General features: G+C 60.8%; 26 protein-coding genes. 8 read left to right on the plus strand and 18 right to left on the minus strand.

The annotated features are described in order from the left end of the window. Window positions 1-8: 8 nt before the first annotated feature. Both HAT86_RS04570 and HAT86_RS04575 read left to right on the plus strand, forming a co-directional pair. Entirely contained in the window at window positions 9-2,183 is a 2,175-nt protein-coding gene (locus HAT86_RS04570; RefSeq protein ID WP_167193875.1) for an RNA degradosome polyphosphate kinase, read from the plus strand. 52 nt (window positions 2,184-2,235) lie between these two features. Then, window positions 2,236-3,783 (plus strand): Ppx/GppA family phosphatase, encoded by a 1,548-nt coding sequence (locus tag HAT86_RS04575; RefSeq protein WP_167193878.1) that lies wholly within the window; start codon window positions 2,236-2,238, stop codon window positions 3,781-3,783. A 3-nt stretch (window positions 3,784-3,786) separates the two neighbouring features. On the opposite strand, the gene HAT86_RS04580 is transcribed toward HAT86_RS04575, so the two are convergent. From HAT86_RS04580 to HAT86_RS04615, 8 genes are all read right to left on the minus strand, one after another. Continuing rightward, window positions 3,787-4,167 (minus strand): hypothetical protein, encoded by a 381-nt coding sequence (locus HAT86_RS04580; RefSeq protein ID WP_167193879.1) that lies wholly within the window; start codon window positions 4,165-4,167, stop codon window positions 3,787-3,789. 36 nt (window positions 4,168-4,203) lie between these two features. Further along, entirely contained in the window at window positions 4,204-5,235 is a 1,032-nt protein-coding gene (locus HAT86_RS04585; RefSeq protein WP_167193881.1) for an endonuclease/exonuclease/phosphatase family protein, read from the minus strand. Then, window positions 5,216-5,914 (minus strand): molecular chaperone DjiA, encoded by a 699-nt coding sequence (locus HAT86_RS04590; RefSeq protein ID WP_167193883.1) that lies wholly within the window; start codon window positions 5,912-5,914, stop codon window positions 5,216-5,218. Before HAT86_RS04590 ends, HAT86_RS04585 begins: the two co-directional genes overlap by 20 nt. 43 nt (window positions 5,915-5,957) lie before the next feature. Then, window positions 5,958-6,446 carry a GNAT family N-acetyltransferase gene (locus HAT86_RS04595; protein WP_167193885.1) on the minus strand — a complete coding sequence of 163 codons (489 nt, stop codon included), beginning with the start codon at window positions 6,444-6,446 and terminating at the stop codon, window positions 5,958-5,960. Then, on the minus strand, window positions 6,443-7,054 hold the full coding sequence (locus HAT86_RS04600; RefSeq protein ID WP_167193887.1) for a VOC family protein: 612 nt from the start codon (window positions 7,052-7,054) through the stop codon (window positions 6,443-6,445). Before HAT86_RS04600 ends, HAT86_RS04595 begins: the two co-directional genes overlap by 4 nt. Before the next feature lie 9 nt (window positions 7,055-7,063). Beyond that, the gene (locus HAT86_RS04605) at window positions 7,064-7,564 is read right to left on the minus strand and encodes an MAPEG family protein (protein ID WP_167193889.1); all 501 of its coding nucleotides are present in this window, start codon (window positions 7,562-7,564) and stop codon (window positions 7,064-7,066) included. 88 nt (window positions 7,565-7,652) lie between these two features. Continuing rightward, on the minus strand, window positions 7,653-9,782 hold the full coding sequence (gene scpA / locus HAT86_RS04610) for a methylmalonyl-CoA mutase (protein ID WP_167193891.1): 2,130 nt from the start codon (window positions 9,780-9,782) through the stop codon (window positions 7,653-7,655). Next, entirely contained in the window at window positions 9,754-10,755 is a 1,002-nt protein-coding gene (locus HAT86_RS04615; RefSeq protein WP_231125815.1) for a hypothetical protein, read from the minus strand. Before HAT86_RS04615 ends, scpA begins: the two co-directional genes overlap by 29 nt. Window positions 10,756-10,866: 111 nt before the next feature. On the opposite strand from HAT86_RS04615, the gene HAT86_RS04620 reads away from it, so the two are divergent. Then, complete coding sequence (locus tag HAT86_RS04620; protein WP_167193894.1) at window positions 10,867-11,334, plus strand: DUF4174 domain-containing protein; 468 nt, start codon at window positions 10,867-10,869, stop codon at window positions 11,332-11,334. Window positions 11,335-11,347: 13 nt separating this feature from the next. Here HAT86_RS04620 and HAT86_RS04625 read toward each other — a convergent pair whose 3' ends face one another. The 7 genes from HAT86_RS04625 to HAT86_RS04655 all read right to left on the minus strand — a co-directional run bounded on the left by HAT86_RS04625 (window position 11,348) and on the right by HAT86_RS04655 (window position 17,528). Further along, entirely contained in the window at window positions 11,348-11,836 is a 489-nt protein-coding gene (locus HAT86_RS04625; protein ID WP_167193896.1) for a hypothetical protein, read from the minus strand. A gap of 43 nt (window positions 11,837-11,879) precedes the next feature. Beyond that, window positions 11,880-13,880 carry an acetyl-CoA carboxylase biotin carboxylase subunit gene (locus tag HAT86_RS04630; RefSeq protein ID WP_167193897.1) on the minus strand — a complete coding sequence of 667 codons (2,001 nt, stop codon included), beginning with the start codon at window positions 13,878-13,880 and terminating at the stop codon, window positions 11,880-11,882. Window positions 13,881-14,006: 126 nt separating this feature from the next. Beyond that, window positions 14,007-14,216 (minus strand): hypothetical protein, encoded by a 210-nt coding sequence (locus HAT86_RS04635; RefSeq protein WP_167193899.1) that lies wholly within the window; start codon window positions 14,214-14,216, stop codon window positions 14,007-14,009. A 397-nt stretch (window positions 14,217-14,613) separates the two neighbouring features. Beyond that, a complete protein-coding gene (locus HAT86_RS04640; RefSeq protein WP_167193901.1) occupies window positions 14,614-14,973 on the minus strand; it encodes a hypothetical protein in 360 nt (119 codons plus the stop codon). 231 nt (window positions 14,974-15,204) lie between these two features. Continuing rightward, a complete protein-coding gene (locus HAT86_RS04645) occupies window positions 15,205-15,348 on the minus strand; it encodes a hypothetical protein (RefSeq protein WP_167193903.1) in 144 nt (47 codons plus the stop codon). A 217-nt stretch (window positions 15,349-15,565) separates the two neighbouring features. Beyond that, entirely contained in the window at window positions 15,566-15,979 is a 414-nt protein-coding gene (locus HAT86_RS04650) for a DUF6497 family protein (RefSeq protein WP_167193905.1), read from the minus strand. A 16-nt stretch (window positions 15,980-15,995) separates the two neighbouring features. Further along, window positions 15,996-17,528, minus strand: a complete 1,533-nt coding sequence (locus tag HAT86_RS04655; protein WP_167193907.1) for an acyl-CoA carboxylase subunit beta — start codon at window positions 17,526-17,528, stop codon at window positions 15,996-15,998. A 242-nt stretch (window positions 17,529-17,770) separates the two neighbouring features. Here HAT86_RS04655 and HAT86_RS04660 point away from each other — a divergent pair, with 242 nt between their 5' ends. Beyond that, entirely contained in the window at window positions 17,771-18,988 is a 1,218-nt protein-coding gene (locus HAT86_RS04660; RefSeq protein ID WP_167193909.1) for a multidrug effflux MFS transporter, read from the plus strand. 4 nt (window positions 18,989-18,992) lie between these two features. On the opposite strand, the gene HAT86_RS04665 is transcribed toward HAT86_RS04660, so the two are convergent. Both HAT86_RS04665 and HAT86_RS04670 read right to left on the minus strand, forming a co-directional pair. Further along, window positions 18,993-19,586 carry a LysE/ArgO family amino acid transporter gene (locus HAT86_RS04665; protein ID WP_167193911.1) on the minus strand — a complete coding sequence of 198 codons (594 nt, stop codon included), beginning with the start codon at window positions 19,584-19,586 and terminating at the stop codon, window positions 18,993-18,995. 218 nt (window positions 19,587-19,804) lie between these two features. Further along, window positions 19,805-20,554, minus strand: coding sequence for a YebC/PmpR family DNA-binding transcriptional regulator (locus tag HAT86_RS04670; RefSeq protein ID WP_167193913.1), 750 nt, complete (start codon window positions 20,552-20,554; stop codon window positions 19,805-19,807). Window positions 20,555-20,678: 124 nt separating this feature from the next. On the opposite strand from HAT86_RS04670, the gene HAT86_RS04675 reads away from it, so the two are divergent. The 4 genes from HAT86_RS04675 (at window position 20,679) to HAT86_RS04690 (ending at window position 24,008) form a co-directional block, all read left to right on the plus strand. Beyond that, window positions 20,679-22,460 (plus strand): SLC13 family permease, encoded by a 1,782-nt coding sequence (locus HAT86_RS04675; RefSeq protein WP_167193915.1) that lies wholly within the window; start codon window positions 20,679-20,681, stop codon window positions 22,458-22,460. A 79-nt stretch (window positions 22,461-22,539) separates the two neighbouring features. Beyond that, on the plus strand, window positions 22,540-22,710 hold the full coding sequence (locus tag HAT86_RS04680) for a hypothetical protein (protein ID WP_167193917.1): 171 nt from the start codon (window positions 22,540-22,542) through the stop codon (window positions 22,708-22,710). A 248-nt stretch (window positions 22,711-22,958) separates the two neighbouring features. After that, a complete protein-coding gene (locus HAT86_RS04685; protein ID WP_167193919.1) occupies window positions 22,959-23,162 on the plus strand; it encodes a hypothetical protein in 204 nt (67 codons plus the stop codon). 9 nt (window positions 23,163-23,171) lie between these two features. After that, window positions 23,172-24,008 carry a 5-bromo-4-chloroindolyl phosphate hydrolysis family protein gene (locus tag HAT86_RS04690; protein ID WP_167193921.1) on the plus strand — a complete coding sequence of 279 codons (837 nt, stop codon included), beginning with the start codon at window positions 23,172-23,174 and terminating at the stop codon, window positions 24,006-24,008. Between the two features lie 79 nt (window positions 24,009-24,087). Here HAT86_RS04690 and HAT86_RS04695 read toward each other — a convergent pair whose 3' ends face one another. Next, window positions 24,088-25,866 (minus strand): SLC13 family permease, encoded by a 1,779-nt coding sequence (locus HAT86_RS04695; RefSeq protein ID WP_167193923.1) that lies wholly within the window; start codon window positions 25,864-25,866, stop codon window positions 24,088-24,090. Between the last annotated feature and the right edge of the window lie 24 nt (window positions 25,867-25,890).

The following is a 25,890-nucleotide window of genomic DNA, read 5'->3' on the forward strand; positions in this document are numbered from 1 at the left end:
AGGCCCGTATGACACACGCAGATTTTCTCAAATCCCCGATGCCCGAACCCGTCGAGATTCCCGATCTGGACATGGCGGGGCCGGGCCGTTTTTATAATCGCGAACTCAGTTGGCTGGGCTTCAACTGGCGGGTTTTGGAAGAGGCCCAAAACCCCCGCGTTCCCCTGTTGGAGCGTTTGCGCTTTCTGTCGATCTCGGCCACCAATCTGGACGAGTTTTACAACGTGCGCGTTGCGGGCCTGCGCGAACTGGCCCATGCTGGCAACACAACACCCGCCGCCGACGGGCTGACGCCTGCTGAACAACTGGTTTTGATCAACGAAGACGCCCGCAAACTGCTTGAGGCGCAACAGGACACTTACGAAACCCTGCGCCGCGAGATGGAGGCCGAGAACATCTCGATCCTCGACAATGCGGGGCTGACGGCCGAAGACCGCGACCATCTGGCCGATGTGTTCATGCACAACGTGTTCCCGGTCCTGTCGCCCTTGGCGATTGATCCGGCGCACCCGTTCCCGTTCATTCCCAACCTTGGCTATTCGCTGGCGCTGCAACTGGAACGCAAATCCGACAAGCGCCCGTTGCAGGCGCTGTTGCCGATCCCGCAACAGATCGACCGCTTCGTCAGCCTGCCCGCCCCCGCAGGCACGCACAGGGTTATCCCGCTAGAGGAATTGCTGCTTGTCCATCTCGACAGCCTGTTTCCCGGTTACAAGCACAAGGGGCACTGTTCGTTCCGGGTGCTGCGCGACAGCGATCTGGAGGTTGAGGAAGAAGCCGAAGATCTGGTGCGCGAATTCGAGGTGGCCCTGAAACGCCGCCGCCGTGGCGAAGTGGTGCGAATGAAAATCTCGTCCGGTGCGCCCGAGGCCCTGCGCCGCGTGATCATGGATGAATTGCACGTCATCCCCGACGAGGTGGTCGAGGTCGAGGGCATGATTGGGCTGGCCGACCTCAAGGAACTGGTGCTGGACAGCCGCCCCGATCTGCTGTGGCCGTCCTTCACGCCGCGGGTGCCGGAACGGGTGCAGGATCATGACGGCGATATGTTGGCCGCGATCCGTCAAAAAGACATGCTGCTGCACCACCCGTATGAAACCTTCGACATGGTGGTGCGGTTTCTGCATCAGGCCGCGCGCGACCCCGATGTTGTGGCGATCAAACAAACGCTCTATCGCACATCCAAGGACAGCCCGATTGTCAGCGCATTGTGCGAGGCCGCCGAGGATGGCAAATCGGTCACCGCGCTTGTGGAACTCAAGGCGCGGTTCGACGAGGCCGCAAATATCCGCCAATCACGACGGTTAGAACGCTCGGGCGCGCATGTCGTCTATGGGTTCCTCGATCTGAAAACCCACGCCAAGATTTCTACCGTGGTGCGGCGCGAGGGTGATCAACTGGTCACGTACACCCATTATGGCACCGGCAATTACCACCCGATCACGGCCCGCATCTATACCGATCTTAGCCTGTTCACCTGCGATGCCTCGCTTGGCCGCGACGCGACCAAGGTATTCAACTACCTGTCGGGCTACGCACAGCCCGAAAAGCTGGAAAACTTGGCCTTTTCACCAATCACGCTCAAGCCCCGCCTGCTTGAAATGATCGCGAACGAGGCCGCAAATGCCCGCGCTGGCAAACCCGCCGTAATCTGGGCCAAGATGAACGCCCTGATCGACCCCGATGTGATCGACGCGCTTTATGCCGCCAGTCAGGCCGGGGTCAAAATCAGCCTCGTGGTCCGCGGCATTTGCGGGCTGCGCCCCGGCATCAAAGGCCTGAGCGAGAATATCCGCGTCAAATCCATCATCGGGCGGTTCTTGGAACATTCGCGTATTGTCTGTTTTGGCAACGGGGCCGATCTGCCCTCGAAAAAGGCGCGGGTTTATATCAGTTCCGCTGATTGGATGGGCCGCAACCTGAACCGACGCGTCGAAACGCTGGTCGAGATCGAAAATCCCACCGTCAAGGCGCAGATCGTCGGTCAGGTCATGGCCGCCAATATGGCCGACATCGCGCAAAGTTGGGTAATGGCCCCCGATGGCAGCTTTGCACGTGCAGAACCGCCCGAAGGCGCATTTGCCTTCAACTGTCACCGGTTCTTCATGGAAAATCCGTCTCTGTCGGGACGCGGAAGCGCAGGCGCCGGGGATGTGCCGAAATTGACCCATGCCGAAGATTGACGGCACCGCTCCGCTGTCGCATACAGAAGGTCCAAAGTGACCCGAGGGGCATATGGACGGCACCAACGATCCGGCGCAGGAAGATGGCGGGCCATTTGGCCGACCCCTGTTTGATAAACCCTCCGCCCGCGCGCTAAGCCGCGTCGGCGTGGTTGATGTCGGATCAAACTCGGTCCGGTTGGTGGTGTTTGACGGGGCCGCCCGCAGCCCGGCGTATTTCTACAACGAAAAGATCATGTGCGCGCTTGGCGCGGGCATGTCCGAAACCGGGCGGCTGAACCCAGAAGGCCGCGTGCGCGCGCTGGACGCGCTCAGGCGATTCAAGCTGTTGGGCGATGGGATGGGCACGGGCCCGCTGGTGGCGGTGGCCACAGCCGCCGTGCGCGATGCAGAAGACGGGCCAGACTTCCGCGCACAGGTGGAACGCGAAACTGGCATTCGCCTATGGGTGATCGACGGCCGCGAAGAGGCCCGGCTGTCGGCGCAAGGTGTTCTGTTGGGCTGGCCCGGATCGTATGGCTTGGTCTGCGATATCGGCGGATCGTCGATGGAACTGGCCGAGATCGACGGCGGCACGGTGGGCAATCGCATGTCCTCGTCGCTTGGCCCGCTGAAACTACGTGACCTCAAGGGCGGCAAGAAAGCCCGCAAGGCCGTAATCAAGGACACTGTGGCGCGGATGCGCACGGAACTGGGCGAACAGAAAAACCGCCTGTTTCTGGTTGGTGGTTCATGGCGGGCCATCGCCAAGATCGACATGGCGCGGCGCGGCTATCCGCTGCATGTGCTGCACGAATACCGCATGACCCCCAAGGCCGTGCGCGACACCGCGAAATACATCGCCAAAAACGATCTGGACGAGCTGCGCAACCGCGCGGGCGTATCATCGGCACGGGCCGTATTGGTGCCCTACGCGATCGAAGTGCTGCGCGAAGTCGTCCGCACCTTCAAACCGCGTGATATCGCGATATCCAGCTACGGCATCCGCGAGGGGCTGTTATACGAACAGATGCCCCAGCAATTGCGCGACCGTGATCCGCTGATCGAATCCTGTCGTTTTGCCGAATCCAAGGATGCCCGCCTGCCCGGCTTTGGCCGTGTGGTCTATGACTTCATCGAGCCGCTGTTCAAATCCGCCAAACCCGATCGCCGCCGGATCATCAAGGCGGCGTGTCTGCTGCATGATGTCAGTTGGCGCTCGCACCCCGATTACCGCGCAGCCGATTGCTTTGACAACGCCACGCGCGCCAATCTGGGCGGGCTCAAACATTCCGAACGGGTCTACCTTGGTTTGGCCTTGCTGCACCGCTATTCCAACAACCGTGAAGGCACGCGATTTGCCGATCTCTATGATCTGATCGACCCGCAGGATGCCCAACAGGCCGAAGTTCTGGGCAAAGCAATGCGTTTTGCCGCGATGCTCTGGTTGCGCGAAGATGCCAAGCTGGGCGAGATGCGCTGGTACCCCAAGAAAAAGATGCTGGAACTCAGGCTATCGCCGCAAGCGGCCGCGCTTTTCGGTGAAGTGGCCAAGGCGCGTTTTCAATCTCTGGCCGCCTCGCTATCGGCGGATACGTTGATCAAAACCGCGCGCAGCTGACGCTTAGATTTCAATCTCACCGTCGTCCAGTGGGGGCTGGTCCGGCGCGTCGGGGTCCAATGGTTCCTTGCGGCGCAGAATGATATCGCCATTGGGCAGCATTTCCGGCGGATGATAGACGCTGAGATCGTCGATCTTACCCATCAACTCGGCAAAGGCCGGGCCCATTTCCTCGACAAAGCGGCGCAATTCCGGCCCCATGGTTTCAGCCAACCCTTTGAGGTCTTCCATGGCTGGCTCCATCTCGCGCATGATTCCTTCCATAAACATCTGCGCGCCACGTTCCATCAATGATGTCCCCGACTTGTCTTGCTCCGCCTCTTGCGCGGATAGCGGCGAGGCAATGGACAAGACGGCGGCAGTGATCAGGGCAAAACGTGTCATGCAGGTAATATAAGCGCGGCTGACGACAATTTTAAGTCACAAATCAATATCCATTGTCACCGGAAAATGATCAGACGCAGTGATCAGCGCCGCGCGCAACTCTGGCACCTTCCAGCAGCCGGGGTCATCGAAGGGATGCCAGATTCGCCAGGCAGGTCGCCGCGCCGCCAAATCGGGCGAGACCATGATATAATCCAGCAACGCCTGTAAATAGCGCCCCTCATCCGCGAGGTAGAATCGCGCCGTGGTGTTCATCGCGCCAATCCGCCGGGTCAGCGCCCGGCTGGCGTGCGGATCGCTCAGACGCAACGCCCCCACATCCCCGTCGCCCATCACGATTTCCACCGATGAGCGTCCGAACAAATGTTCGTATTCATCCAGACCGGGGCCATCGTTGAGATCCCCCAAAACGATCAGCGGCTCCCCCGCGTGCAAATGCTCTTCGATGCGGCGGCGCAACCACACCGCTTGCGCCTGCTGCTTGCGCCGGTTTGCAATCGACATGCGCATCACCTGATCTCGGGTCCGTGCGCCATGTGGGGCCTTGGATTTCAAATGCGCCCCGATCATGCGAAACGTCTTGCCGCTCGCGGTTTCGCAGGCCAATTCCAGCGGCGGTTTGGAAAACTCCACCCGGTCTTGGGTGTCGTCGATATCCAAGTCGATCCGAAACACCCCATCAAAGCGCGGCGCGCTGTCATCAGTCTTGGCCGGCACCAACGCGCCCTGCGGATCGTGGCGGCACGAGAGCACATCAGGATCGTAAAGCAACGCGATTTCCTGCTGGGTGTCATTGGCAAACCCGATCACCGCCTTGCGCGCACGGATCTGGGCAAACGCGGCAAAGGTCTCTAGCGCGAGCACGCTGGCGCGGCGGCTGCTTTCGTCGGGCGCTTCGATCACCATCACAGCGTCGGCATCCAACGCGGTAAACACGATCCCCAAAGCCGCCAGTTGATCAGCGCGCGTCACGCCATGGCGGCCAGACAGGCCATCATCGGCCAGCAACTGCCCGCAATCATCGAACAAGGCGTTGAACCACTCGACATTATACGTGGCGATCCGCATGGGCCTCTTTCTGGCGGATCTCTTCCCAAGCGCGGTTGATATCAACCATCCGCTTTTCGGCCAGTTTAATCGCCTCTTGCGGCACGCCCCGCGCCATCATCTGGTCGGGGTGGCTGTCGCGCACATGCTGCTGCCACACTTTTTTGATCTGTCCCATCGACATATCGCGGGTCACCCCCAGAACAGCGTATGGGTCATGTTCGCTCTCGGCCACGAACCGGCTGTGCAGGCGGCGGAAATCGCCTTCGTCCAAGCCAAAGATCTCGGCCACCCGGCGCAGAAACGCATCCTCGCGCGGGTGATATTCCCCGTCGGCCATGGCGATATGAAACAGGCCTTCCATCAGATCGCATAACGTGCCGCTCTGATCACCAAACATGCGCTGGATACGGGCGGCGTAATCCTCAAACCCGGCCACATCCTGCCGGGCCAGATTGAACACCCTTGCGGCCCCGGCCTCATCCTCTTGGGCAATCTGGAACACCTCGCGAAAGACCGTCACCTCGTCGCGGGTCACCAACCCGTCGGCCTTGGCCATTTTCGCACCAAGCGCGATCACCGCAATGGTAAAGGCCACGCTGCGCTCGGGCGGGCTGCGCAGCTTGTCAAACACGGCGCTCAGCCCCTCGCCTTTGGCAAGGGCCGACACGGCCTCGGATATGCGGGTCCAGATCGACATGCGCAGCACCCTAGCCCCTTTCGCAGGGCTTGTCAGCGCGCGCTTAAAGAAGTTTTTGCATCAAGATCAGATCCAGCCAGCGGTCAAACTTCCAGCCCACCTGCGGCAACACGGCGACCTGCGCATATCCCAGCCGATCATGAAACGCGACGCCGCCGGGGTTTTCCCCGCTGACACCTGCAATCATCGAATGCATGCCCGCCGCGCGCGCGTGATCCTCAAGCGCCTGCATCAGCGCCCGGCCCACGCCGCGACCCCGCGCATCGGCAGCAAGGGCAATCGAATGCTCTGCGGTGCGCGCATATCCCGGACCGGCGCGGAACTGTTTGTAACTGGCAAAGCCCAACACCGCACCCGCCGCCTCTGCGACCAAGAAACCATGACCATTGGCCATAGTTTGCTCAACCTCGGCTGCCATATCCTGCAGGGTTTTTGGCTTTGAGTTAAAGCTGATTGCCGTCTCGCGGATCACCGGATTGATGATGTCGGCGATGGCCTGTGCATCGGCCAGTTGGGCCGCGCGCGGGGTCATTCCAGCACCCTTAGCCCTCCGGGCGTTGTGATTTCGGCGCGCAGGCCCGGCGCACCAGCCACAAATTGCACCCGATCATCACGCAACATCGGGCCCAAAGCAGTTGCCAAGGCACCGGCCTGCGGATGGCTGACACGCAAGCGCGCCAAGGCGCAGCCCGACGCCTGCAACCGCTGCGCGGGATGCTCCGCGCAATCCCATTGCATCAACGCCGGGAACACATTGTCGTAGGGCAAAAGACCCGTTTCAGGCACCGCCATACGCCAGGTCAGATCGCTCCGCGACAACGCCACAGGGTGCCCGGCCGCAGGAAACCGTTCGATCTCGGCCAACAGATCATCGCTGCGGCAAATCCAGTTGTTCAATTTTGGCGGTCCCTCGAACCGGTCCAGATTGAACCATCGCGCATGGCCCGGCGCAGGCGCGGTTGGGTCAATCGCGATCACTTCAAGATAGAGACCGTCATCGAACCCCAACAGCATGTTATGCGTGCCAAAATGCGCGTGTTGCCCACCGGGCTGAAGCCGCACGCCAAGGGCCTGCTCGACCGCCGCGCGCCCTTCCTCCAAGGTGCCAGCGGCAACCGCCAGATGATCCAATTGCAACATGTCGCTCTCCTATGCCATGCCCGTGGCCAGTCGCCACAAGGCCCAAAGCGCCACCAGAACCGTGGGCCAGAACGAGGCCGCAAACCCGACAACACGCAACATCGGCGACAGGTGATAGCCCACCCAAAACACCACGCGTGCCACGGCAAACCCTGCGCCAAGGGTCATGATCATGCCCGGCCCCTGCTCACCCAGCAAAACCGCCGCGGCAGGCCAGATGCACAGCGCCAGCACCACTTGCTCCAGCGTGTTTTGCAACACGCGCTGGTCCACGGCCGCTTTTCCGTGTAACGGCGCGCCGCGCATCGCGCTCTCATCGCCCAGCCTGCGGGTGGCCACACGCATCACCATCGCCGCCATGACCAAACCGGGCGCGAAAAACGCAGTCATGATCGTCGGCATCAGGGTGAAAACCGGCAACTCTACCACCCTCGCGGCCACCCATACCAAAACCACCGCCCACAAAAACCCCAGCCCCGAGGCCGCCATTGTCCGCGCACGCATGTCCATGCCCTGCCCCTTCATTGTTCCCAAAATACTCTGGGGGTGAATTGGCCAAAGGCCAAGAGGGGGCAACGCCCCCTCACAACCCTTTCCATCAGCCCCGCGCGTCGCGGATCAGGCGCAAAATATCCTGCGCCGCCTCGGGAATATTGGTGCCGGGGCCAAAGATCGCCTTGACCCCGGCCTTTTGCAGAAACGCGTAATCTTGCTGCGGGATCACGCCGCCACAGATCACGATGATATCGCCCGCATCCTTGGCTTTCAGCGCTTCGATCAATTGCGGGGCCAGCGTTTTGTGGCCAGCGGCCTGACTGGAAATCCCGATCACATGCACGTCGTTGTCCACCGCATCCTGCGCGGCCTCGTCCGGGGTCTGGAACAGCGGCCCCACATCCACGTCAAAGCCGATATCGGCAAAGGCCGTGGCGATCACCTTGGCCCCACGATCATGCCCGTCCTGACCCATCTTGACGACCAGCATCCGCGGGCGGCGGCCCTCGGCTTCGGCAAACTCTTCCACCGATTTCTGAATGGCGGCAAAGCCCTCATCGCCCTCATAGGCGGCACCGTAGACACCGGCCAGCGTTTTCACTTCGGCGCGATGCCGACCGAATTCCTTTTCCATCGCCATGCTGATTTCTCCAACCGAGGCACGCTGGCGCGCGGCCTCGACCGCCGCCTCCAGCAGATTGCCGCCCTCTTTGGCGCGGCGGGTCACGTCATCCAGGGCCGCCTGACAGGCCGCCTCGTCGCGGGTCGCGCGGATCTTTTCAAGCCGCGCTATTTGGCTTTCACGCACCTTGACGTTATCGACATCCAAAATATCAATCGGATCTTCTTGGTCCTTGCGGTATTTGTTGACCCCGACGATTACCTCGTCACCGCGGTCGATCATGGCCTGACGGGTGGCGGCGGTTTCTTCGATGCGCAGCTTGGGCATGCCGGATTCCACGGCCTTGGTCATGCCGCCCATCTCTTCGACCTCTTCCATCAACTCCCAGGCCTTTTCGGCAAGATCCGATGTGAGTTTTTCAACGTAATACGACCCGGCCAGCGGATCGATCACATTGGTCACGCCGGTTTCTTCCTGCAAGATCAACTGCGTATTGCGCGCGATCCGGGCGCTGAAATCGGTGGGCAGGGCAATCGCCTCGTCCAGGGCGTTGGTGTGCAGCGATTGTGTGCCGCCCAGAACCGCGCTCATCGCCTCGTATGCGGTGCGGACCACGTTGTTATATGGGTCCTGCTCCTGCAGGCTGACGCCACTTGTCTGGCAATGCGTGCGCAGCATCTTGGACTTTTCGCTTTTGGCCTCGAACTCCGTCATCACCCGGTGCCACAGCAGACGCGCCGCGCGCAGCTTGGCGGCTTCCATGAAGAAGTTCATCCCGATTGCAAAGAAGAACGACAGGCGCGGCGCGAAGCTGTCGACATCCATGCCCGCATCTATCGCCGCGCGCACATATTCGCGGCCATCGGCCAGCGTATAGGCCAGCTCTTGCACCAAGTTCGCGCCAGCCTCTTGCATGTGGTAGCCCGAAATCGAGATCGAGTTGAAGCGCGGCATCTCGTTGCTGGTATATTCAATGATATCGCTGATGATCCGCATCGACGGTTTGGGCGGATAAATATAGGTGTTGCGCACCATGAATTCCTTGAGGATGTCGTTCTGGATCGTGCCCGACAAAAGGCTTTTGTCATGGCCCTGTTCCTCGCCGGTGACGATAAAACTGGCCAAGATCGGGATCACCGCGCCGTTCATCGTCATCGACACGCTGACCTTGTCCAGCGGGATGCCGTCGAACAAAATCTTCATATCCTCGACGCTGTCGATCGCCACACCGGCCTTGCCGACATCGCCCACCACGCGCGGGTGATCGCTGTCGTAGCCGCGATGCGTCGCCAGATCAAAGGCCACTGACACCCCTTGCTGACCTGCGGCCAGATTGCGGCGGTAAAAGGCGTTCGAATCTTCGGCGGTCGAAAAGCCGGCATATTGCCGGATCGTCCAGGGACGCCCGGCATACATCGTGGCACGCGGCCCGCGCGTGAACGGTGCCTGTCCGGGGATCGAGCCCAGATGCGCCAGCCCCTCCACGTCCTCTTGCGTGTAAAGCGGCTCAACCTCGATGCCCTCAAGGGTTTTCCAGGTCAAATCGTCCAGCGGCCGGCCCTTAAGCTCGGACTCGGCAATCTTACGCCATTCGTCTTTCTTCGTCGTCATTTGAATGTCCTCTTGTCGTCTGACCGAGGGGCGGTTGTGTCCCCGCCTCTCCCGGTTCGGTTTCCTCGATCAATGTCGCCAGACCATCCGCCCCGGCCCGCAGCCAAAACAGATCATCTGCATAAGATTCGCGCAGGGCCGCAGTTTGCGCGGCATCAAACGGCTGCCAGCGCCCCTCTCCTTCGCCCAATCGCGCGGAATGTCCACCGCGTTCGGCCACAATGGCGCGCAGTGACTCGATGGTCGGGGCACGGTTCAGCCATGCCCGCGCATGTTTGCGCGGCATCTTTGCCTGCCCGGTGATGGCTTGCAGCTTGCGTTCGGGCTGCCCGCCGAACACTTCGTAGGGCAACACATGGATATCGGCGCCCGGACAAGCACAAGCCACATCTGCGATCACATCGCGCCAATGGCGTGGCGATGTGACCAGACGATCCAGATCATCGCGGCGTGGCACACGGTGCCCGCGCGCCACCGCAAAGGCCAGCGCCGAACCCCAATAGCTGTCTTGCGCGCGGATCGACAGAACCACACGCGTCACGCGTCGGCCAAAGGCCTGTGCAAACCGCGCCATGCGCTGCCCGGCGTCATCATATAGCGCGCTGTGCCGCAGGTTGCGGCGCGGCGCGCCAAGCATATTCTCATCACTGACCACCAGTTGCGCAATGCCGGTCTGTTCGGCCTTGGTCAACGCGATTGAAACCCGCCCCGTGGCCCGCGCCAATTGCTGTGCGGGCGCGCGCAGGCTGCCAGAGGCGGGCACGACCCCGGTCAACAATCCGTCACGGGTGCGCAACGGCCCCCAAACGCCGATCCCTGATTTGGCCAGCGTCTCGGCATTGCGCCGCAGGTAGTGCTGAAAACTGGTCGAGGCGGTCCTGTGCGCCCCAAGGTGCAGTATGATCTCCATGGTCTTGCTGGCCCCTTGCCGGATTGCCGCGCGGTGCGGGCTTGGAAAATTGATCACGCCCATGCTGCCCCCCGAAACCTGAGGATGCGCTTAACGTTAAAATTTTCCCGGCTCGCAGGGCATTCGGCCTTCGCAATTGCAGCAGACACGCCTATATCTTGCCAAACAGGTGAGATGATGCAGAAATTAATAGCCTTTATTATAATGACATTGATCGCCCTGCCCGCCATGGCGCAGGACGACCCGGATGATGTAGATCCTGTTGAGCCGCAGATCGTAGTGGATGCGGTTGACAGGGATTTGAGCGAATTTCTATGGATAAAAAGGCCAGTGATCGTTTTTGCTGACTCACCAGCCGACCCGCGGTACATCCAACAGATGGAGTACATCACCGACCGGCTGGATGCCCTTGACGCGCGCGACGTTGTGGTCTTGACCGATACAGACCCCGCCGCCGAAGGCAGTCTGCGCCAAGAGTTCAGGCCGCGTGGTTTCATGCTGATGCTTCTGGACAAGAACGGCACGATATACCTTAGAAAACCCATCCCTTGGGACGTTAGGGAAATCACCAGTTCCATTGACAAGCTCCCGTCCCGCCAACGCGAGATGCGCGAAGGCACGACAAGTTCCCCAAGCGACTGATGGATGCCAAACATCACCGCGCCCCCATCGCCACAACCAAAAGCCCCGTGACCGGATCTAGGATCATCAGGCTGCCGGCGTCTTGATCAAAGGCCAGCACCGCGCGCGGCTCATCAAGGGCATGGCGAAAGGCGCTGATCACTGTGTCATCCATACAGGCCCGCCCCTCAAGCGCGGCACGGCGCATCTGCATACCGGTATGGCGCTGTAGATTGACCATCGCCACCATGCCGCGATCCGGGCTTTGCGCGCTATCATCCAGCGCCACGCGCCCTGCCTGTTCCAATTGCACCCGCATTGCGCCGACCCCGAAAGCCACCGGCATCGGTGCCTTGATCGACGGGTCAACCAACCGAAAGGCCCCGGCGGCACAGGCCTGCGTGGAGTCAAAGCCCACAGTGTCACCCAGCGAAAACCACTGATTCAGCCGGTCGCGCAAGGCGGCCTCATCCTCTCGCACACAAGCCGCGGCAAGGCCGAGAGAGGCCAACGCCAGAAGCATCCCCCCCCTACGCCCGATATGTCCCGCGGCTTGTGGCATCCCCTTATTCGAACTCCATGATCACTTCGTCCACGGCAAGGCTGTCGCCGGGGCCGGCGTTGATCTTGGAGACGGTGCCCTTGCGTTCGGCCCGCAGGATGTTTTCCATTTTCATCGCCTCGACCGTGCACAATGCCTGACCTTCCTGCACCTCGTCGCCTTCGCCGACATTGATCGTCACGATCAAGCCGGGCATCGGGCACAGAAGCATTTTCGATGTATCAGGCGGAAGTTTCTCGGGCATTAATTCGGCCAATTCAGCCTGACGCGGTGTGCGCACATGCACCTTCAGGTCGGCGCCACGGCTGCGGATGCGGAAACCGCCGGACACTTTCCCGACCTTCAGCACCAGCGGATTGCCATCCACCGTCAGGCGGGCAAGGCTGTCGCCGGGTGTCCAATTGCTGGACACACGCAGGGTGGCGCCATCCTCGAAGCTGACTGTCGCGCCCTCACGGTCGGCGGCTACGGTCACGGCAAAGCGATGGCCTTGTAGGTTCACCACCCAATCCTCGCCGACGTGACGTTCATGGTTGTCCATCCGTCCCGACACACGGGTGCGGCGAATTTCGGCCACGCGGTGCATCGCGGCGCAACTGGCCGCGATCCGGCGCAGCGCATCCTCGGGCAGCTCGACCCCGTCAAACCCGTCGGGGTATTCTTCGGCGATAAAGGCCGTGGTCATATCGCCGGATACGAATTTCGGATGATCCATCACCGCGCTCAGGAACGGCAGGTTGTGACCGATGCCTTCGACCTCGAAGGCGTCCAGCGCATTGCGCATACCTTCGATCGCTTCCAGCCGGGTGTGCCCCCATGTGCATAGCTTGGCAATCATCGGGTCGTAATACATCGAAATCTCGCCGCCCTCGTAGACGCCTGTATCGTTGCGCACCACCGCGCCGTCGACATCCAATTCCTCGGGCGGGCGATAGCGCGTCAGGCGGCCAATCGACGGCAAAAAGCCGCGATAGGGGTCTTCGGCATAAAGGCGGCTTTCAATCGACCAGCCATTCAGCTGCACATCCGACTGCCCGAAGGACAGCTTTTCGCCTGCGGCCACGCGGATCATCTGTTCGACCAGATCAATCCCGGTGATCAGTTCGGTCACCGGATGTTCGACCTGCAAGCGGGTGTTCATTTCAAGGAAGTAAAAATTCTTGTCGCCATCGACGATGAATTCCACCGTCCCGGCGCTGGCATAGCCCACCGCATGCGCCAGCGCGAGCGACTGTTCGCCCATCGCCTTGCGCGTGGCGTCATCCAGAAACGGGCTGGGCGCTTCTTCGATGACCTTTTGGTTTCGCCGCTGAATCGAGCATTCACGCTCGTTCAGATAGACCCCGTTGCCGTGGCTGTCGCACAGCACCTGAATTTCGATATGGCGCGGCTGGGTGACGAATTTCTCAATGAATATCCGGTCATCACCGAAACTGCTGGCCGCCTCGTTTTTCGAGCTTTGAAACCCCTCGCGCGCCTCTTCGTCGTTCCAGGCAATCCGCATGCCCTTGCCACCGCCCCCGGCGCTGGCCTTGATCATCACCGGATAGCCGATCTCGTTCGAGATTTTCACCGCTTCGTCGGCGTCCTCGATCAGGCCCATGACCCCCGGAACGGTGCTGACATCAGCCTCTTGGGCGATTTTCTTGCTGGTGATCTTGTCGCCCATCGCCTCGATCGCGCCCTTGGGCGGCCCGATAAAGGCCACGCCTTCGGCTTCAAGCGCCTCGGCGAACTTGGGGTTTTCCGACAGAAAGCCGTAGCCGGGATGCACCGCCTCAGCGCCGGTCTGGCGGATGGCGTCCATCACCTTGTCGATCACGATATAGGATTCATTGGCCGGCGGCGGCCCAATATGCACCGCCTCGTCGGCCATTTGAACATGCAGCGCCTGCGCGTCAGCGTCCGAGTAAATCGCCACTGTCTGAATGCCCATCTTGCGGGCGGTCTTGATCACCCGGCAGGCAATCTCACCCCGGTTTGCGATCAGGATTTTCTTGAACATCTGTCGTCCCTTCTTCCGGTTCTTCCCCCCTTGGGGGTCACATCAAAAAAGCCACCGGCGCAGGACGCACCGATGGCTTTGCAACAATTGGTCTGTCTTCGCGCACGGGGCGCGAAACCGCGTGGGTCAGCGGCAGCGGCCCGGATAGGCCTTGCAATAGGCGACGTTGCCCGCAGCCCCGACAAGCGCGCCCGCGCCGATGCTACCGTTGAGCACCGCCGCTGTGCCCGCCCCGGCACCGGCGCCCAAAAGCGCCTGCTCGGGCAGGCTTTCGCCGCAGGCCGCAAGGCCCAACAGCCCAAGACCTGCCAAGATCGTGATGAAACGCTGTCGCATGTGTATCTGCCCTGTGATGTTTCCGGTTCAATCTGGCCGGAATCCTGAGGCAGTTCACGCGCCGCGTCAAAGCCAACGCCACGGGTGCCCCCCTGATCGGCAGCGCTCCGCGCAGGGCGGACACAGCACAAATCGCTGGCGTAGCTGAAAAAAATGGACGGCTCACACAGATCCGTGCAAAGCCGCCCATGAGGGGAAGGGTAACAATTAAGACGTCGCGTCTTAGCCCCGTGGGGGAGGGGCAACGTTACGAACACCGCCACCCTCGCGTCATCGGCGCGATAACCCAAGCCAGTCATGCGTTCGCGGCGCAAATTGGCAGGTCTTTGCGTATTTTCAGCCGCTGTCGGCGAAAATATGCCCGCGTCGGGCTGGGTATCCATGGGCGTCACGGGCATTACCAGCCGCCCTCGTCCAGCACGACATCGGGAAAATTCTCTCGGACCGCGTCAACGTCCAACTTCAGCAAAGCCTCGTAGCTGGCCGGATCAAACGGGTCTTCGGCGGCAATCACCTCGCGTTCGAACAGCCAACTCAGCCGCCCGGCATCCAGATTGCCCCGCTCAAAGGGTTGATCGCCAAAATGATCCCAAAGCGCCTGCAAAAAGGCCGTGTCCGCCCGGCGATCCGCCGGTTTGCGGTCGCGATAACGCTCGCGCCGGGTGATCGACGTCACCCCGCGCGGATTGGCGCGACGAATGACGAATTGAAAATCAGTGCCGGCCAGACGCCCCGGAAAGCCACGATGCTTCAACATGCGGCACCTGTTGCGGCGCCCATGTTTGAACGCAGTAAAGGCTGCGTATTGGATGACTGATGTTTGGAAACCCGATGGCCAAGTTCGGCCGCCTTGCGCAGAGGGGCAAGGCGCGGTGTCGATATGGCTTGGGCTGCTAACGTGTCACTCGGTGGGTCGGTGTCCTGCCCTGACCGCGCTTTGTTGGTGGGGACAGGCCAAAAGGCCTGCCCCGTGTAACCCGCAAGCGGATTACTTGTACTTACCGGTGTGGACCGGCTCTTGGCTGATGGGCTCGGGCTCGACGACCACGAACTCTTCTTCTGCCTGCTGGGCGCAAGCTGCAACGAATGCGACGAGACCGATGGCCACGATGCTCTTGATGCTGTTCGACATTTTATGTGTCTCCTGTCAATTGTAACGGGCACATGCAGCGAAAAACGCCCCATCTGCCCCAGTTCCGAGGTATGGGTTACTTGGGTGCAACCATCTGGCACCATAACGGAATTTCCAAGAAATGCATACGCAGCATGCGCAAACGCCCGCGTATGTGGCGTTAAAGCCTCAACCTGCGGGCGTGATTCCGCATGTGCAGCTACATCTTGTGGGCGCATTAGAACACCTCCCAAATGCAGGTGCCATTGTCTACGCTGTAGGCCTCGAACACCTGTTTCACCGACGGATCGATCACGCCGAACTCCGACTCGCGATCGGCCAGCGAAATCACCACTTGGCTGGGGGCCGGGCCGATATTGGACAGCCGCGGAATGGCGTAGTCGCTGCATAGATATTCCAGATCAGTCATGATTGTCTCAAAATCTTCCTCGCCGGTAAAATCCGGCGCCACGAATCGGAACCTGTACATCAGGCCCTGACCGGGCTCATTCCACAGCATGTCCTGCAACCGGGCTTCCAACCCCGAGGGCAGGACAAGGCGCTCCTCCTTCGCCTTGTCCTGCTCTGCCGCGGCGCCCTGACCAAGGGTCAGCGCCAGCAGCGCGGCAGGGATATGCAGGCGCGTTGCCATCGTCGGGCAAAACGCCCTACAGCGGGATGTTGTCGTGCTTCTTCCACGGCATCTTGCGATCCTTGTTGCGCAGCGCGGCAAAGGCGCGGCTGACACGCTTGCGGGTGCTGCGCGGCTGAATCACCTCGTCGATGAACCCGCGCTCGGCGGCGACGAAGGGATTGGCGAACCGATCCTCGTAATCCTGCGTGCGCTTGGTGATTTTCTCCTCGTCGCCCAATTCCGAGCGGTACAGGATTTCGGTTGCGCCCTTGGCCCCCATCACCGCCACTTCCGAGGTGGGCCACGCATAGTTGATATCGCCGCGAAGATGCTTTGACGACATCACCACATAAGCGCCGCCATAGGCCTTGCGGGTGATCACCGTGACCTTGGGCACCGTCGCCTCGCCATAGGCGAACAACAGCTTTGCACCATGCTTGATCACGCCATCATGCTCTTGCTTGGTGCCGGGCAAAAAGCCGGGGACATCCACCAGCGTCAGGATCGGGATATCAAAGCAATCGCAGAACCGCACGAACCGTGCCGCCTTGCGGCTGCTGTCGATATCCAGGCAGCCCGCCAGAACCATCGGCTGATTGGCCACGACACCCACGGTGCGCCCCTCAAGACGAATGAACCCGGTGATGATGTTCTTGGCGAAATCCTCTTGGATTTCGTAAAAATCCCCCTCATCGCCGATCTTGGTGATCAACTCTTTCATGTCATAGGGCATGTTGGGATTGGCGGGCACCAGCGTATCAAGGCTGGGCTCGGCGCGGTCGGGATCATCGAAGAACGGGCGCACCGGCACCGATTCACGATTGTTCAGCGGCAGGAAATCGACCAGACGGCGCACTTCGGCCATCGCCTCGACATCGTTCTCAAAGGCACCATCCGCGACCGAGCTTTTGCGCGTATGCGTGGAGGCCCCGCCCAACTCCTCGGCGGTGACGTGTTCGTTGGTCACGGTTTTCACAACGTCAGGGCCGGTCACGAACATGTATGAACTGTCGCGCACCATGAAGATAAAGTCGGTCATTGCGGGCGAATACACCGCGCCACCGGCGCACGGCCCAGTGATCACGCTGATCTGCGGCACCACGCCCGAGGCTTCGATGTTGCGCTGGAACACTTCGCCATAGCCGGCAAGGCTGTCGACGCCTTCTTGGATGCGCGCCCCGCCCGAATCGTTGATCCCGATCACCGGCGCGCCGTTCTGCATGGCCATATCCATGATCTTGCAGATTTTCATCGCATGGGTCGCGCTGACCGAGCCGCCCAGAACCGTGAAATCCTGACTGAACACATAGACCTGACGGCCATTGATCGTGCCCCAGCCGGTGACGACACCATCGCCATACGGGCGATTGTCTTCCATCCCAAAGTCGGTGCAGCGATGCGCCATGAACATGTCGAATTCTTCAAAGCTGTCTTCGTCCAGCAGCAGATCGATCCGCTCGCGGGCCGTCAGCTTGCCTTTGGAATGCTGCGCGTCGATCCGTTTCTGGCCGCCCCCGATGCGGGCCTCGCCGCGGCGATCCTCAAGTTCTTGAAGAATGTCTTTCATGTCGGTCCCCTTGCGATTTTGCGCGACCATAAGCAATGCCGCGCCATGGACAAAGGAAATTCGGGCAAATTTGCAAACCAAAGCAAATAAAGTTTTGCTAATCTGCAAAAGTGCAAATTTTTCCTGTCCCGCATCCACCATCACTGCGCCAACCCTATACGCCGGTCTGTGCGCCTATCTGTGCAACCTGCCACAGACCCTTGTGCATGGACAATCACCAATCGCGGGCCTACCCCTGTGCCATGACCAAGCCCTTACCCGTTCGATTTCTTGATCGCGCCACGCCACCGCATATCGCCACGCTGATCCTGCTAGCGGGTATTTCGGCGCTGGCGATGAACATTTTCCTGCCGTCCCTGCCCGGCATGGCGGCGGAATTCGGGGCCGAATACCGTGTGCTGCAACTGTCGGTGGCGCTTTATCTGGCGGTGAATGCGGCGTTGCAAATCGTCATGGGCCCCATCTCGGACCGGCTGGGCCGTCGTCCAGTCATCCTTGGCGGGCTGGTGATTTTTCTGCTGGCCACGCTGGGCTGCATCCTGTCCACCAACACGTTGATGTTCCTGAGTTTTCGCATGTTGCAAGCCACCGTCGTCGTGGCCATGGTGCTTAGCCGCGCCGTGGTGCGCGACATGGTCCCCGAGGCACAAGCCGCCAGCATGATCGGCTATGTCACCATGGGCATGGCCGTGGTGCCGATGATCGGCCCCGCGATCGGCGGTGTACTGGATCAGGCCTTTGGCTGGCGGTCAACCTTTTGGGCGTTGTTTGTGCTTGGGGCGCTGGTGCTGTGGCTGACATGGCGGGACCTTGGCGAAACCGCGCCGCGCACGGGCCAGACCCTACGCCAGCAAATCACCGATTATCCCGAGCTTCTGACTTCGCCGCGCTTTTGGGGCTATGCGCTGGCCTCGGCTTTGTCGTCGGGCGCGTTCTTTGCCTATCTCGGCGGTGCGCCCTTCGTGGGCGACCGGGTGTTTGGCCTCGATCCAGCGGTACTGGGCCTGTATTTCGGCGCGCCTGCCATCGGCTATATGCTGGGCAATTTCGTCTCGGGGCGGTTTTCAACCCGCATTGGGGTGAATCGGATGGTCCTTTGGGGCACTTTGATCAACGCAGGCGGTATCGGCGCGAATCTGGCATTGTTTTACGCAGGCTACGGCACGCCACTGACCTTCTTTGGGCTGATGACGCTGATGGGTCTCGGCAACGGCATGGTCATCCCCAACGCCACCGCAGGCGCGCTGTCGGTGCGTCCGCATCTGGCTGGCACGGCCAGCGGCCTGTCGGGTGCCTTGATGATCGGCGGCGGCGCAGCGCTGTCGGCCATGGCCGGGGCGTGGCTGACACCCGGGTCGGGCGCCTACCCGCTTTTGTGGATCATGCTCACAACCGCGATTGCGGCCGTGATCGCCATCCTGCTGGTGATCCGGCGCGAACGCCGACTTCCTATGCTGTAAGCGCTCAGCCCAGCAACAGCTTGGCCGCAATGACCCACATGGTCAGGCCCACCCCCGCATCCAGAACCCGCCAACTTGCGGGGCGTCGAAACAGCGGGGCCAACCCGCGCGCGCCAAACCCTAGTGCAAAGAAGAACGTGAAACTGGCCGTCACCGCGCCCGCGCCAAACGCCAGCGTGTCGTCATATTGCGCACTGACCGAGCCCAGCAAAACCACCGTGTCCAGATAGACATGCGGATTGAGCCATGTCAGCGCCAGACAGGTCAGCAGTGCCCGACGCAGACCGCCCGCAGCTGCACCCGCCTCCAGCACCTCACGGCCGCTCCACGCAGCGATGAAATTGCGCGCGCCATACCAAATCAGAAACGCCGCGCCACCATAACGCATCACCGTCTCAAGCCCCGGCACCGCCCGCGCCAGTGCGCCAAAGCCCAAGATGCCCGCCGTCACCAGAACCGCATCCGAGATCGCACAGACCAGCACCACGGGCAAAACATGCTCCCGCCGCAGCCCTTGCCGCAACACGAACGCATTCTGCGCCCCAATCGCCAGAATAAGCGAAAACCCCAAGGCGAATCCCGCCATCAATGCCTGCATGATACCTGCCCCGATCTTATCTGTCCGCTGCCCCAATAGGTGACGCTACAGCAGCGCGCGCCTATTTGCGTCCGATTAACCGCCAGAGATGGCGGGGACTATCCGGGAATCTGTGCATTCAGTCCTGCTATTTGGGCTGTCACCATGCATATGCCCGCAACCTCATGCGAAAACGGCGCCGGTCAGGGCGCCGCTTGTGATCAATCATGCGGACGTGTTCACTCGGCGGCCAGCTGGTCCATCACCTCATCGGACGCTTCGAAATTGGTGGTGACGCGCTGCACGTCGTCGTCATCTTCCAACGCTTCGATCAGCTTCATCAGCTTTTGCATGTTCTCAAAGTCCATGTCGGTGGTGGTGGTGGGCTTCCACACCAGCTTGGTCGAGGTGCTCTCGCCCAGTTCGGCCTCCAGCGCGGTCGAGACCTCGTTCAGATCGGTGTCGGCACACCAGATAACGTGGCCATCCTCGCCGCTTTCCACGTCTTCGGCCCCGGCCTCGATCGCGGCCATCATGATGGTGTCGGCATCGCCTGCCTCGGCCGGATAGCTGATCTCGCCCTTGCGCTCGAACATGAAACCGACACTACCCGTTTCACCCAGATTACCGCCGTTCTTGGTAAAGGTGGACCGCACGTTGCTGGCGGTGCGGTTGCGGTTGTCGGTCATCGCCTCGACAATCACCGCCACGCCGTTGGGGCCATACCCCTCATAGCGGATTTCTTCGTACTCTTCCCCATCGGCCGCGGTGGATTTTTTGATCGCGCGGTCGATCACGTCCTTTGGAACCGAGCTTGACTTGGCCTCTTTCACCGCCAAACGCAGGCGCGGGTTTTTCTCGGGGTCGGGATCACCCATTTTGGCAGCGACGGTTATCTCTTTGGAAAGCTTTGAAAAAAGCTTGGAGCGCGCAGCATCCTGACGCCCCTTGCGATGCTGAATATTTGCCCATTTTGAATGGCCGGCCATGCGTGTCTCCGATTTCAAGCTGCTTGATTTTGGCCTGATATAAGGCACGCCCGGCCCGCATCGCAACCCGCTTGCACAGCGCGGCGCAATCGGCTTGGCTGTCATCACACAACCGGAGCATAACATGACCCAAGACCAGATAATCCTTTTCGGCCTGTTCGGCACGGTATTCGGCCTGTTGATCTGGGGGCGCTACCGCTTTGATCTTGTGGCCTTTTCCGCGCTTTTAACGGCCGTTGTTCTGGGTGTCGTCAAGCCTGATGACGCTTTTGCGGGGTTCGGCCACCCGGCCACGATCATCGTGGCGCTGGTGCTGGTGGTCTCGGCGGGGTTGGTCAATGCAGGTGTGGTGCAAATGATCACCCGGTCGGTGGTGGACAGCAGCCGCAGCGTTCACGCGCATATCACCCTGATGGGCGGGGTCGGTGCGGTTTTATCGGGTTTTATCAACAATGTCGCGGCCTTGGCCTTGCTGATGCCGGTTGATTTACAAGCGGCCCGCAAGGCCAAACGTGCACCGGGCCTGACGCTGATGCCGCTCAGTTTTGCAACCATCCTTGGCGGCATGGTCACGCTAATCGGCACGCCCCCCAACATCATCATTGCTTCGATCCGGCAGGACAAACTGGGCGAACCTTTCCAGATGTTTGATTTTGCCCCGGTGGGTGCCGTCACGGCCCTTGCTGGCATGGCGTTTGTCGCGCTGGTTGGCTGGCGGCTGATCCCCAGCCGTGCCAGCAAGTATAATCCGTCGGATGCCCTGCAAGAAGCGTCGGCCTACCTGGCCGAACTGTGTATCCCCGAAGGCAATGACATCATCGGCCAACGCCTGTCTGAACTGGATGACGCCGCGACCAAAAGCGATGTGTCGGTCCTTGGGCTGATCCGCGACGGCAACCGCCGCTACGGCAGCTCGCGCAATGCGGTTTTGCAGGCCGACGACGTTTTGGTGCTGGAAGCGCACCCGGATGCGCTGGATGATTTCCGCGCAGCGCTTGACCTGACCTTTACCGATTCAGACCGTCGCGACGTAATCGAAGGCGAGAGCCAAGGCCTGACACTATCAGAAGCGGTGGTGCCGCGTGATGCGCGAATCGCGGGCACCAGTGCACAGGCGGTTGGGCTGCATTGGCGGCAACGCTCGGTCATTGTGGGTGTGTCCCGTCAGGGCCGCAAGGTCTCGGAGAACCTGCGCCGCACCAAGATCATGGCAGGGGATATCCTGTTGCTGTTGACCCCCGCCGACACCGGACCACAGGTGATCCGGTGGCTGGGTGCCCTGCCTTTGGCCGAACGGGGCTATTCTATCACGCAGCAAAACAAAAGTTGGCTGGCGATTGGCTTGTTCGCCGCAGCCGTGGCCGCCGCCACGGCCGGGATTTTTCCCCTGTCGATCGCCCTTGGCATCGTTGTCGTGGGATACGTGATCAGCGGCATTATCCCTCTGCGCGAACTTTACGATCAGATCGAATGGCCGGTGATCGTGTTGCTGGGCTCGCTGATTCCGTTGGGCGAGGCGCTGAACGACAGCGGCGGCACCGATCTTCTGGCCTCGCAGCTTGTGGGGCTGACCGGGGAGTTGCCGATCTGGGCCATTCTGGCGATCCTGATGGCGGTCACAATGACACTGTCGGATGTGCTCAACAACACCGCCACGGCGATTGTCGCGGCCCCGGTGGGGATCGAAATCGCCAACCGGCTGGACGTGGCCCCGGATGCGTTCCTGATGGCCGTGGCCGTGGGTGCCTCATCGGCCTTCCTGACCCCCATCGGACATAAGAACAACACGCTGATCCTTGGTCCCGGCGGCTATCGCTTTGGCGATTACTGGCGCATGGGCCTGCCGCTTGAGGCGATCGTGATCGCCGTGTCGGTGCCGATGATCATGCTGGTTTGGCCCCTGTAGGGTGCTGGACGTGGGAGTTAGCGCGCCTTTCGAAAAGCCGCCATTCGTGTGGGATACGGCAAAGCGCTGGTCAGAGCCCATGTTGGCCAATCTTGAGTTCATTGATGAAAACCTTTCGGCAGAAACCCAAGGCGCGGAATCAAGGCCGAAGGCCGCCGCGCCATCGGCGGGCCGCACCCACGGCCCGTCGCTGTCTCGGCTCGTGACAATTGATGAAGCGCGCGCTCTGTCCCGCATTCTTACCAGTTGAAGGCCCTTGCCCTGCTGGGCATTTATGGCAGATGCGGACCACGCCTTTTAGAGCCTGCCCCAAGAAGACTTGCCATAGTCTGGCGCTATCGCTCACGCACGCCACACACCTGCGCAAAGAGCGGCTGTTATCAGGTCGCGTATGTCTGGGCGCGACGACACGCGATCTGGCCCCGCCGCACACCATCTTTCATCAATCTGTCCCGATAATGCCGAAGCTTCGCCCAAATTCAGCGGTAGACCAACATCATGAGTGGTTTGCTTTATATCTTCGTCTGCGGTCTGGGCGTTTTGGCCGTCGTTCAAATGGTGCGATTTACACGCCGCCTTTTCCATCGCTCGGCCGCGATGGTGAACGCGAGTCTTGAGCAAGGCCTGATCAGCAGTGGCTTCCTCGCGAATACCGCGTATCTGGTCCTTTTTGCGCTTATTTTCCGTATCTGTCTGATCTGAGGGGGTCGCATGCTTTCAAAGAAAACCGGGGTGCCCTTCAGTCTGCCCAAAAATCCCCGCAACCTGAAATCCGCACAGTTCTTGGGATTTGCCGCCACCCCGCTGCTCTTGAGTGTCTTTTTCGGTGTCGCAATCTCGATGGTTGAGGGTCTGGGCCTCATTCTGATTTACGGAGCGTCAACCTGGCTTCTGACGCTGGGGCTGCGGGCCGAAGAGGCCTACAACGCGGCGCCTATCGCCCGGAAACCGAAGCTGCCTCTGAAACTGCTCGCGGCTGTGGTGATGGGCGGCGCGGTGGCCGTTACAGTCTATTTCCGCCACGGTCTATCGCTTGAGGCCGCATTGGTAGGCCTTGTCGCATCGGGGCTTTTCATAACCGCCTTCGGAATCGACCCTTTGAAAGACAAAAGCGTTTCCGGACCACTGGCGGAAGAAACGCTACGCGCCAACGATGTCGTCAGTCAGGCCAAGACCGTGTTGCATCAAATCCAAGATTGCATCGCCACCATTGGCGACACCGAGACGACAGCCGGTTTCATGGCCTTCCGGAACAGCGCGGAACGCCTGTTCGACATTTTGCACGAAGCGCCCGAGCGCCATCGGGAGATGCGCCGCCATTTGGGCGTGTATCTGGATGCAGCGCGCGACGCCACTGACCGCTTCTCGGTTCTTTATATGGCCTCCCAAGACCCTGAGACGAAGGCGCGGTATCTGTCCATGCTGGACGAGCTTAAAGGCCAATTCGACGCCCGTGCCAGAAAGTATCTGACCGATGAAAGATCAAAGCTGGATATCGAACTGGATGTGCTGCAAAGCCAGCTTGCATCGGACGTCGGCAAGATTTGACCGGGGCGCAGTCAACGCTTGGAAACCTACCGTCGCGTTTAGTGTACGCGGCCTGCGCCCGCATAAGCCCACACGTTGATCACAACGGCCAGATCAGCGGGATCAGCGCGCTGGACAGCAGGCCAACGCTCAGGTTCAGGGGGATGCCTACCTTCATAAAGTCGGTGAACTTGTAGCCCCCGGGGCCATAGACCAGCGTATTGGTCTGGTATCCGATCGGCGTGGCAAAACTGGCCGACGCCGCAACCATCACCGCCACCACCAAAGGCCGGGCATCAAAGCCCATGACATCAGCCAAGCCGATGGCAATCGGGGTGACCACCACCGCCACGGCGTTATTGCTGACCAATTCCGTCAAGACCGAGGTGAGCAGAAAGATCGCCCAGATGATCAAGGGCGGCGGCAAGACCTGCAAGATCGGGGCCAGTGCTTCGACGATCAAGCGCACCGCGCCCGACGATTCCAGCGCCGCACCGATGGCCAGCATCGCGAAAATCAGCGCCAATAGCCGCCCGTCAATGAAGGAAAACGCCTCGTCCGCATCAATGCAGCGCGTTACCAACACAAAGGCCACGGCGACCACCGCAAGGCCCAGAATCGGTGCCACGGCAAAGCCCGCCAAGGCGACGATCCCCGCCAGCGCCGCCACCGCCACCGGCGCGTGACCGCGCCGAAACGCCCGCGCCGAGGGTTTCGAGACATCCACAAGCTCCATCTCGCGCGACAGGCGCTGAATGTCTTCGGGCGCCCCTTCCAATAGCAGGGTGTCGCCCACGCGCACCACCAGATCATCCAGTTGGCGGCCGATATTCTGATTTCGACGATGCACCGCCAGCGGGTAAACCCCGAACCGACGCCGCAGCCGCATCGCGCCCAGTGTGCGCCCCACCATCCGGCAGCCGGGGGTGATCAATACCTCGACCGTCGTCGTCTCGACCGCCGACACCTGATCGACACGCTTGAGGCTTTTGTCACGCTGCAGGCTGAGCAATTCGGTCATCTGGGTCCGCAGAACGACCCGGTCGCCCACCTGCAACTCCACGCCCTTCAGGTTGCGCCGAAGGGATTGATCGCCGCGCACCACGTCGATCAGGCGCACGCCCTCGCGCTTGAACAGTTGCACGCCGGTCACTTCGCGCCCGATCAGGTTAGAATCCGGTGGAATCACCGCCTCGGTAAAGAACTTCATGCGCGAACGATCCGACAGCATATCGGCCATCGAGGCGCGGTCGGGCAGCAAATACGGCCCGATGAACCGCAGGTAAATCGCCCCCCAGATCACCAGAACAATCGCCAGCGGCGTGACCTCGAAAATGGTGAATGGCGCCATGCCATGGGTGCGCGCCACACCGTCGACCAGCAGGTTGGTCGAGGTGCCGATCAGCGTCAGCGTGCCCCCCAGAATGGCCGCGTAACTTAGCGGAATCAGCAGCTTGCTGGCCGACACGCCCAAAGTGCGGGCCAATTGCACAAAGACCGGGATCATGACCACGACAACCGGGGTGTTGTTCATGAAGGCCGATCCGATCAATACGGACACGAACAGCAGCACAATCGCCACCTTGGGGCGTTCTTTGGCCTCGCGGTCGGCCAGTGTTGTCAACGCATCCAGCGCCCCGGTGCGCACCAAGGCCCCCATAATGATGAACAGCATCACAATGGTCCACGGGGCCGGGTTCGACAGCACGGCCAGCGCCGCATCGTAAGGCAACACGCCCAAAGCCAGCAAAACCGCCGCACCAGTGATAGCGACCACTTCAGTGGGGTAGATCTCGCGAATAAACAGCGTGAACATCGCCGCCACAACCAGCAACGTGACAATCGCCTGCCCCGTTTGCGAAAACTCGAACAATTCCATTATTTTTATCCGTTGCCCCTTGGG

This window comes from Roseovarius gahaiensis, from assembly GCF_011601345.1.
Lineage (GTDB): Bacteria > Pseudomonadota > Alphaproteobacteria > Rhodobacterales > Rhodobacteraceae > Roseovarius > Roseovarius gahaiensis.

Excerpts from the sequence above, each read along its gene's own strand:
- HAT86_RS04695 (WP_167193923.1), bottom strand. The coding sequence starts at position 25,866 with ATGGAATTGTTCGAGTTTTCGCAAACGGGGCAGGCGATTGTCACGTTG.
- HAT86_RS04625 (WP_167193896.1), bottom strand. The coding sequence starts at position 11,836 with ATGCTTCTGGCGTTGGCCTCTCTCGGCCTTGCCGCGGCTTGTGTGCGA.
- HAT86_RS04665 (WP_167193911.1), bottom strand. The coding sequence starts at position 19,586 with ATGCAGGCATTGATGGCGGGATTCGCCTTGGGGTTTTCGCTTATTCTG.
- HAT86_RS04630 (WP_167193897.1), bottom strand. The coding sequence starts at position 13,880 with ATGTTCAAGAAAATCCTGATCGCAAACCGGGGTGAGATTGCCTGCCGG.
- HAT86_RS04675 (WP_167193915.1), top strand. The coding sequence starts at position 20,679 with ATGACCCAAGACCAGATAATCCTTTTCGGCCTGTTCGGCACGGTATTC.
- HAT86_RS04680 (WP_167193917.1), top strand. The coding sequence starts at position 22,540 with ATGTTGGCCAATCTTGAGTTCATTGATGAAAACCTTTCGGCAGAAACC.
- HAT86_RS04670 (WP_167193913.1), bottom strand. The coding sequence starts at position 20,554 with ATGGCCGGCCATTCAAAATGGGCAAATATTCAGCATCGCAAGGGGCGT.
- HAT86_RS04690 (WP_167193921.1), top strand. The coding sequence starts at position 23,172 with ATGCTTTCAAAGAAAACCGGGGTGCCCTTCAGTCTGCCCAAAAATCCC.
- HAT86_RS04635 (WP_167193899.1), bottom strand. The coding sequence starts at position 14,216 with ATGCGACAGCGTTTCATCACGATCTTGGCAGGTCTTGGGCTGTTGGGC.
- HAT86_RS04640 (WP_167193901.1), bottom strand. The coding sequence starts at position 14,973 with ATGTTGAAGCATCGTGGCTTTCCGGGGCGTCTGGCCGGCACTGATTTT.
- HAT86_RS04595 (WP_167193885.1), bottom strand. The coding sequence starts at position 6,446 with ATGACCCCGCGCGCGGCCCAACTGGCCGATGCACAGGCCATCGCCGAC.
- HAT86_RS04645 (WP_167193903.1), bottom strand. The coding sequence starts at position 15,348 with ATGTCGAACAGCATCAAGAGCATCGTGGCCATCGGTCTCGTCGCATTC.
- HAT86_RS04600 (WP_167193887.1), bottom strand. The coding sequence starts at position 7,054 with ATGTTGCAATTGGATCATCTGGCGGTTGCCGCTGGCACCTTGGAGGAA.
- HAT86_RS04660 (WP_167193909.1), top strand. The coding sequence starts at position 17,771 with ATGACCAAGCCCTTACCCGTTCGATTTCTTGATCGCGCCACGCCACCG.
- scpA (WP_167193891.1), bottom strand. The coding sequence starts at position 9,782 with ATGACGACGAAGAAAGACGAATGGCGTAAGATTGCCGAGTCCGAGCTT.
- HAT86_RS04685 (WP_167193919.1), top strand. The coding sequence starts at position 22,959 with ATGAGTGGTTTGCTTTATATCTTCGTCTGCGGTCTGGGCGTTTTGGCC.
- HAT86_RS04580 (WP_167193879.1), bottom strand. The coding sequence starts at position 4,167 with ATGACACGTTTTGCCCTGATCACTGCCGCCGTCTTGTCCATTGCCTCG.
- HAT86_RS04605 (WP_167193889.1), bottom strand. The coding sequence starts at position 7,564 with ATGGACATGCGTGCGCGGACAATGGCGGCCTCGGGGCTGGGGTTTTTG.
- HAT86_RS04620 (WP_167193894.1), top strand. The coding sequence starts at position 10,867 with ATGATGCAGAAATTAATAGCCTTTATTATAATGACATTGATCGCCCTG.
- HAT86_RS04615 (WP_231125815.1), bottom strand. The coding sequence starts at position 10,755 with ATGGGCGTGATCAATTTTCCAAGCCCGCACCGCGCGGCAATCCGGCAA.
- HAT86_RS04585 (WP_167193881.1), bottom strand. The coding sequence starts at position 5,235 with ATGCGGATCGCCACGTATAATGTCGAGTGGTTCAACGCCTTGTTCGAT.
- HAT86_RS04590 (WP_167193883.1), bottom strand. The coding sequence starts at position 5,914 with ATGTCGATCTGGACCCGCATATCCGAGGCCGTGTCGGCCCTTGCCAAA.
- HAT86_RS04650 (WP_167193905.1), bottom strand. The coding sequence starts at position 15,979 with ATGGCAACGCGCCTGCATATCCCTGCCGCGCTGCTGGCGCTGACCCTT.
- HAT86_RS04575 (WP_167193878.1), top strand. The coding sequence starts at position 2,236 with ATGGACGGCACCAACGATCCGGCGCAGGAAGATGGCGGGCCATTTGGC.
- HAT86_RS04655 (WP_167193907.1), bottom strand. The coding sequence starts at position 17,528 with ATGAAAGACATTCTTCAAGAACTTGAGGATCGCCGCGGCGAGGCCCGC.
- HAT86_RS04570 (WP_167193875.1), top strand. The coding sequence starts at position 9 with ATGACACACGCAGATTTTCTCAAATCCCCGATGCCCGAACCCGTCGAG.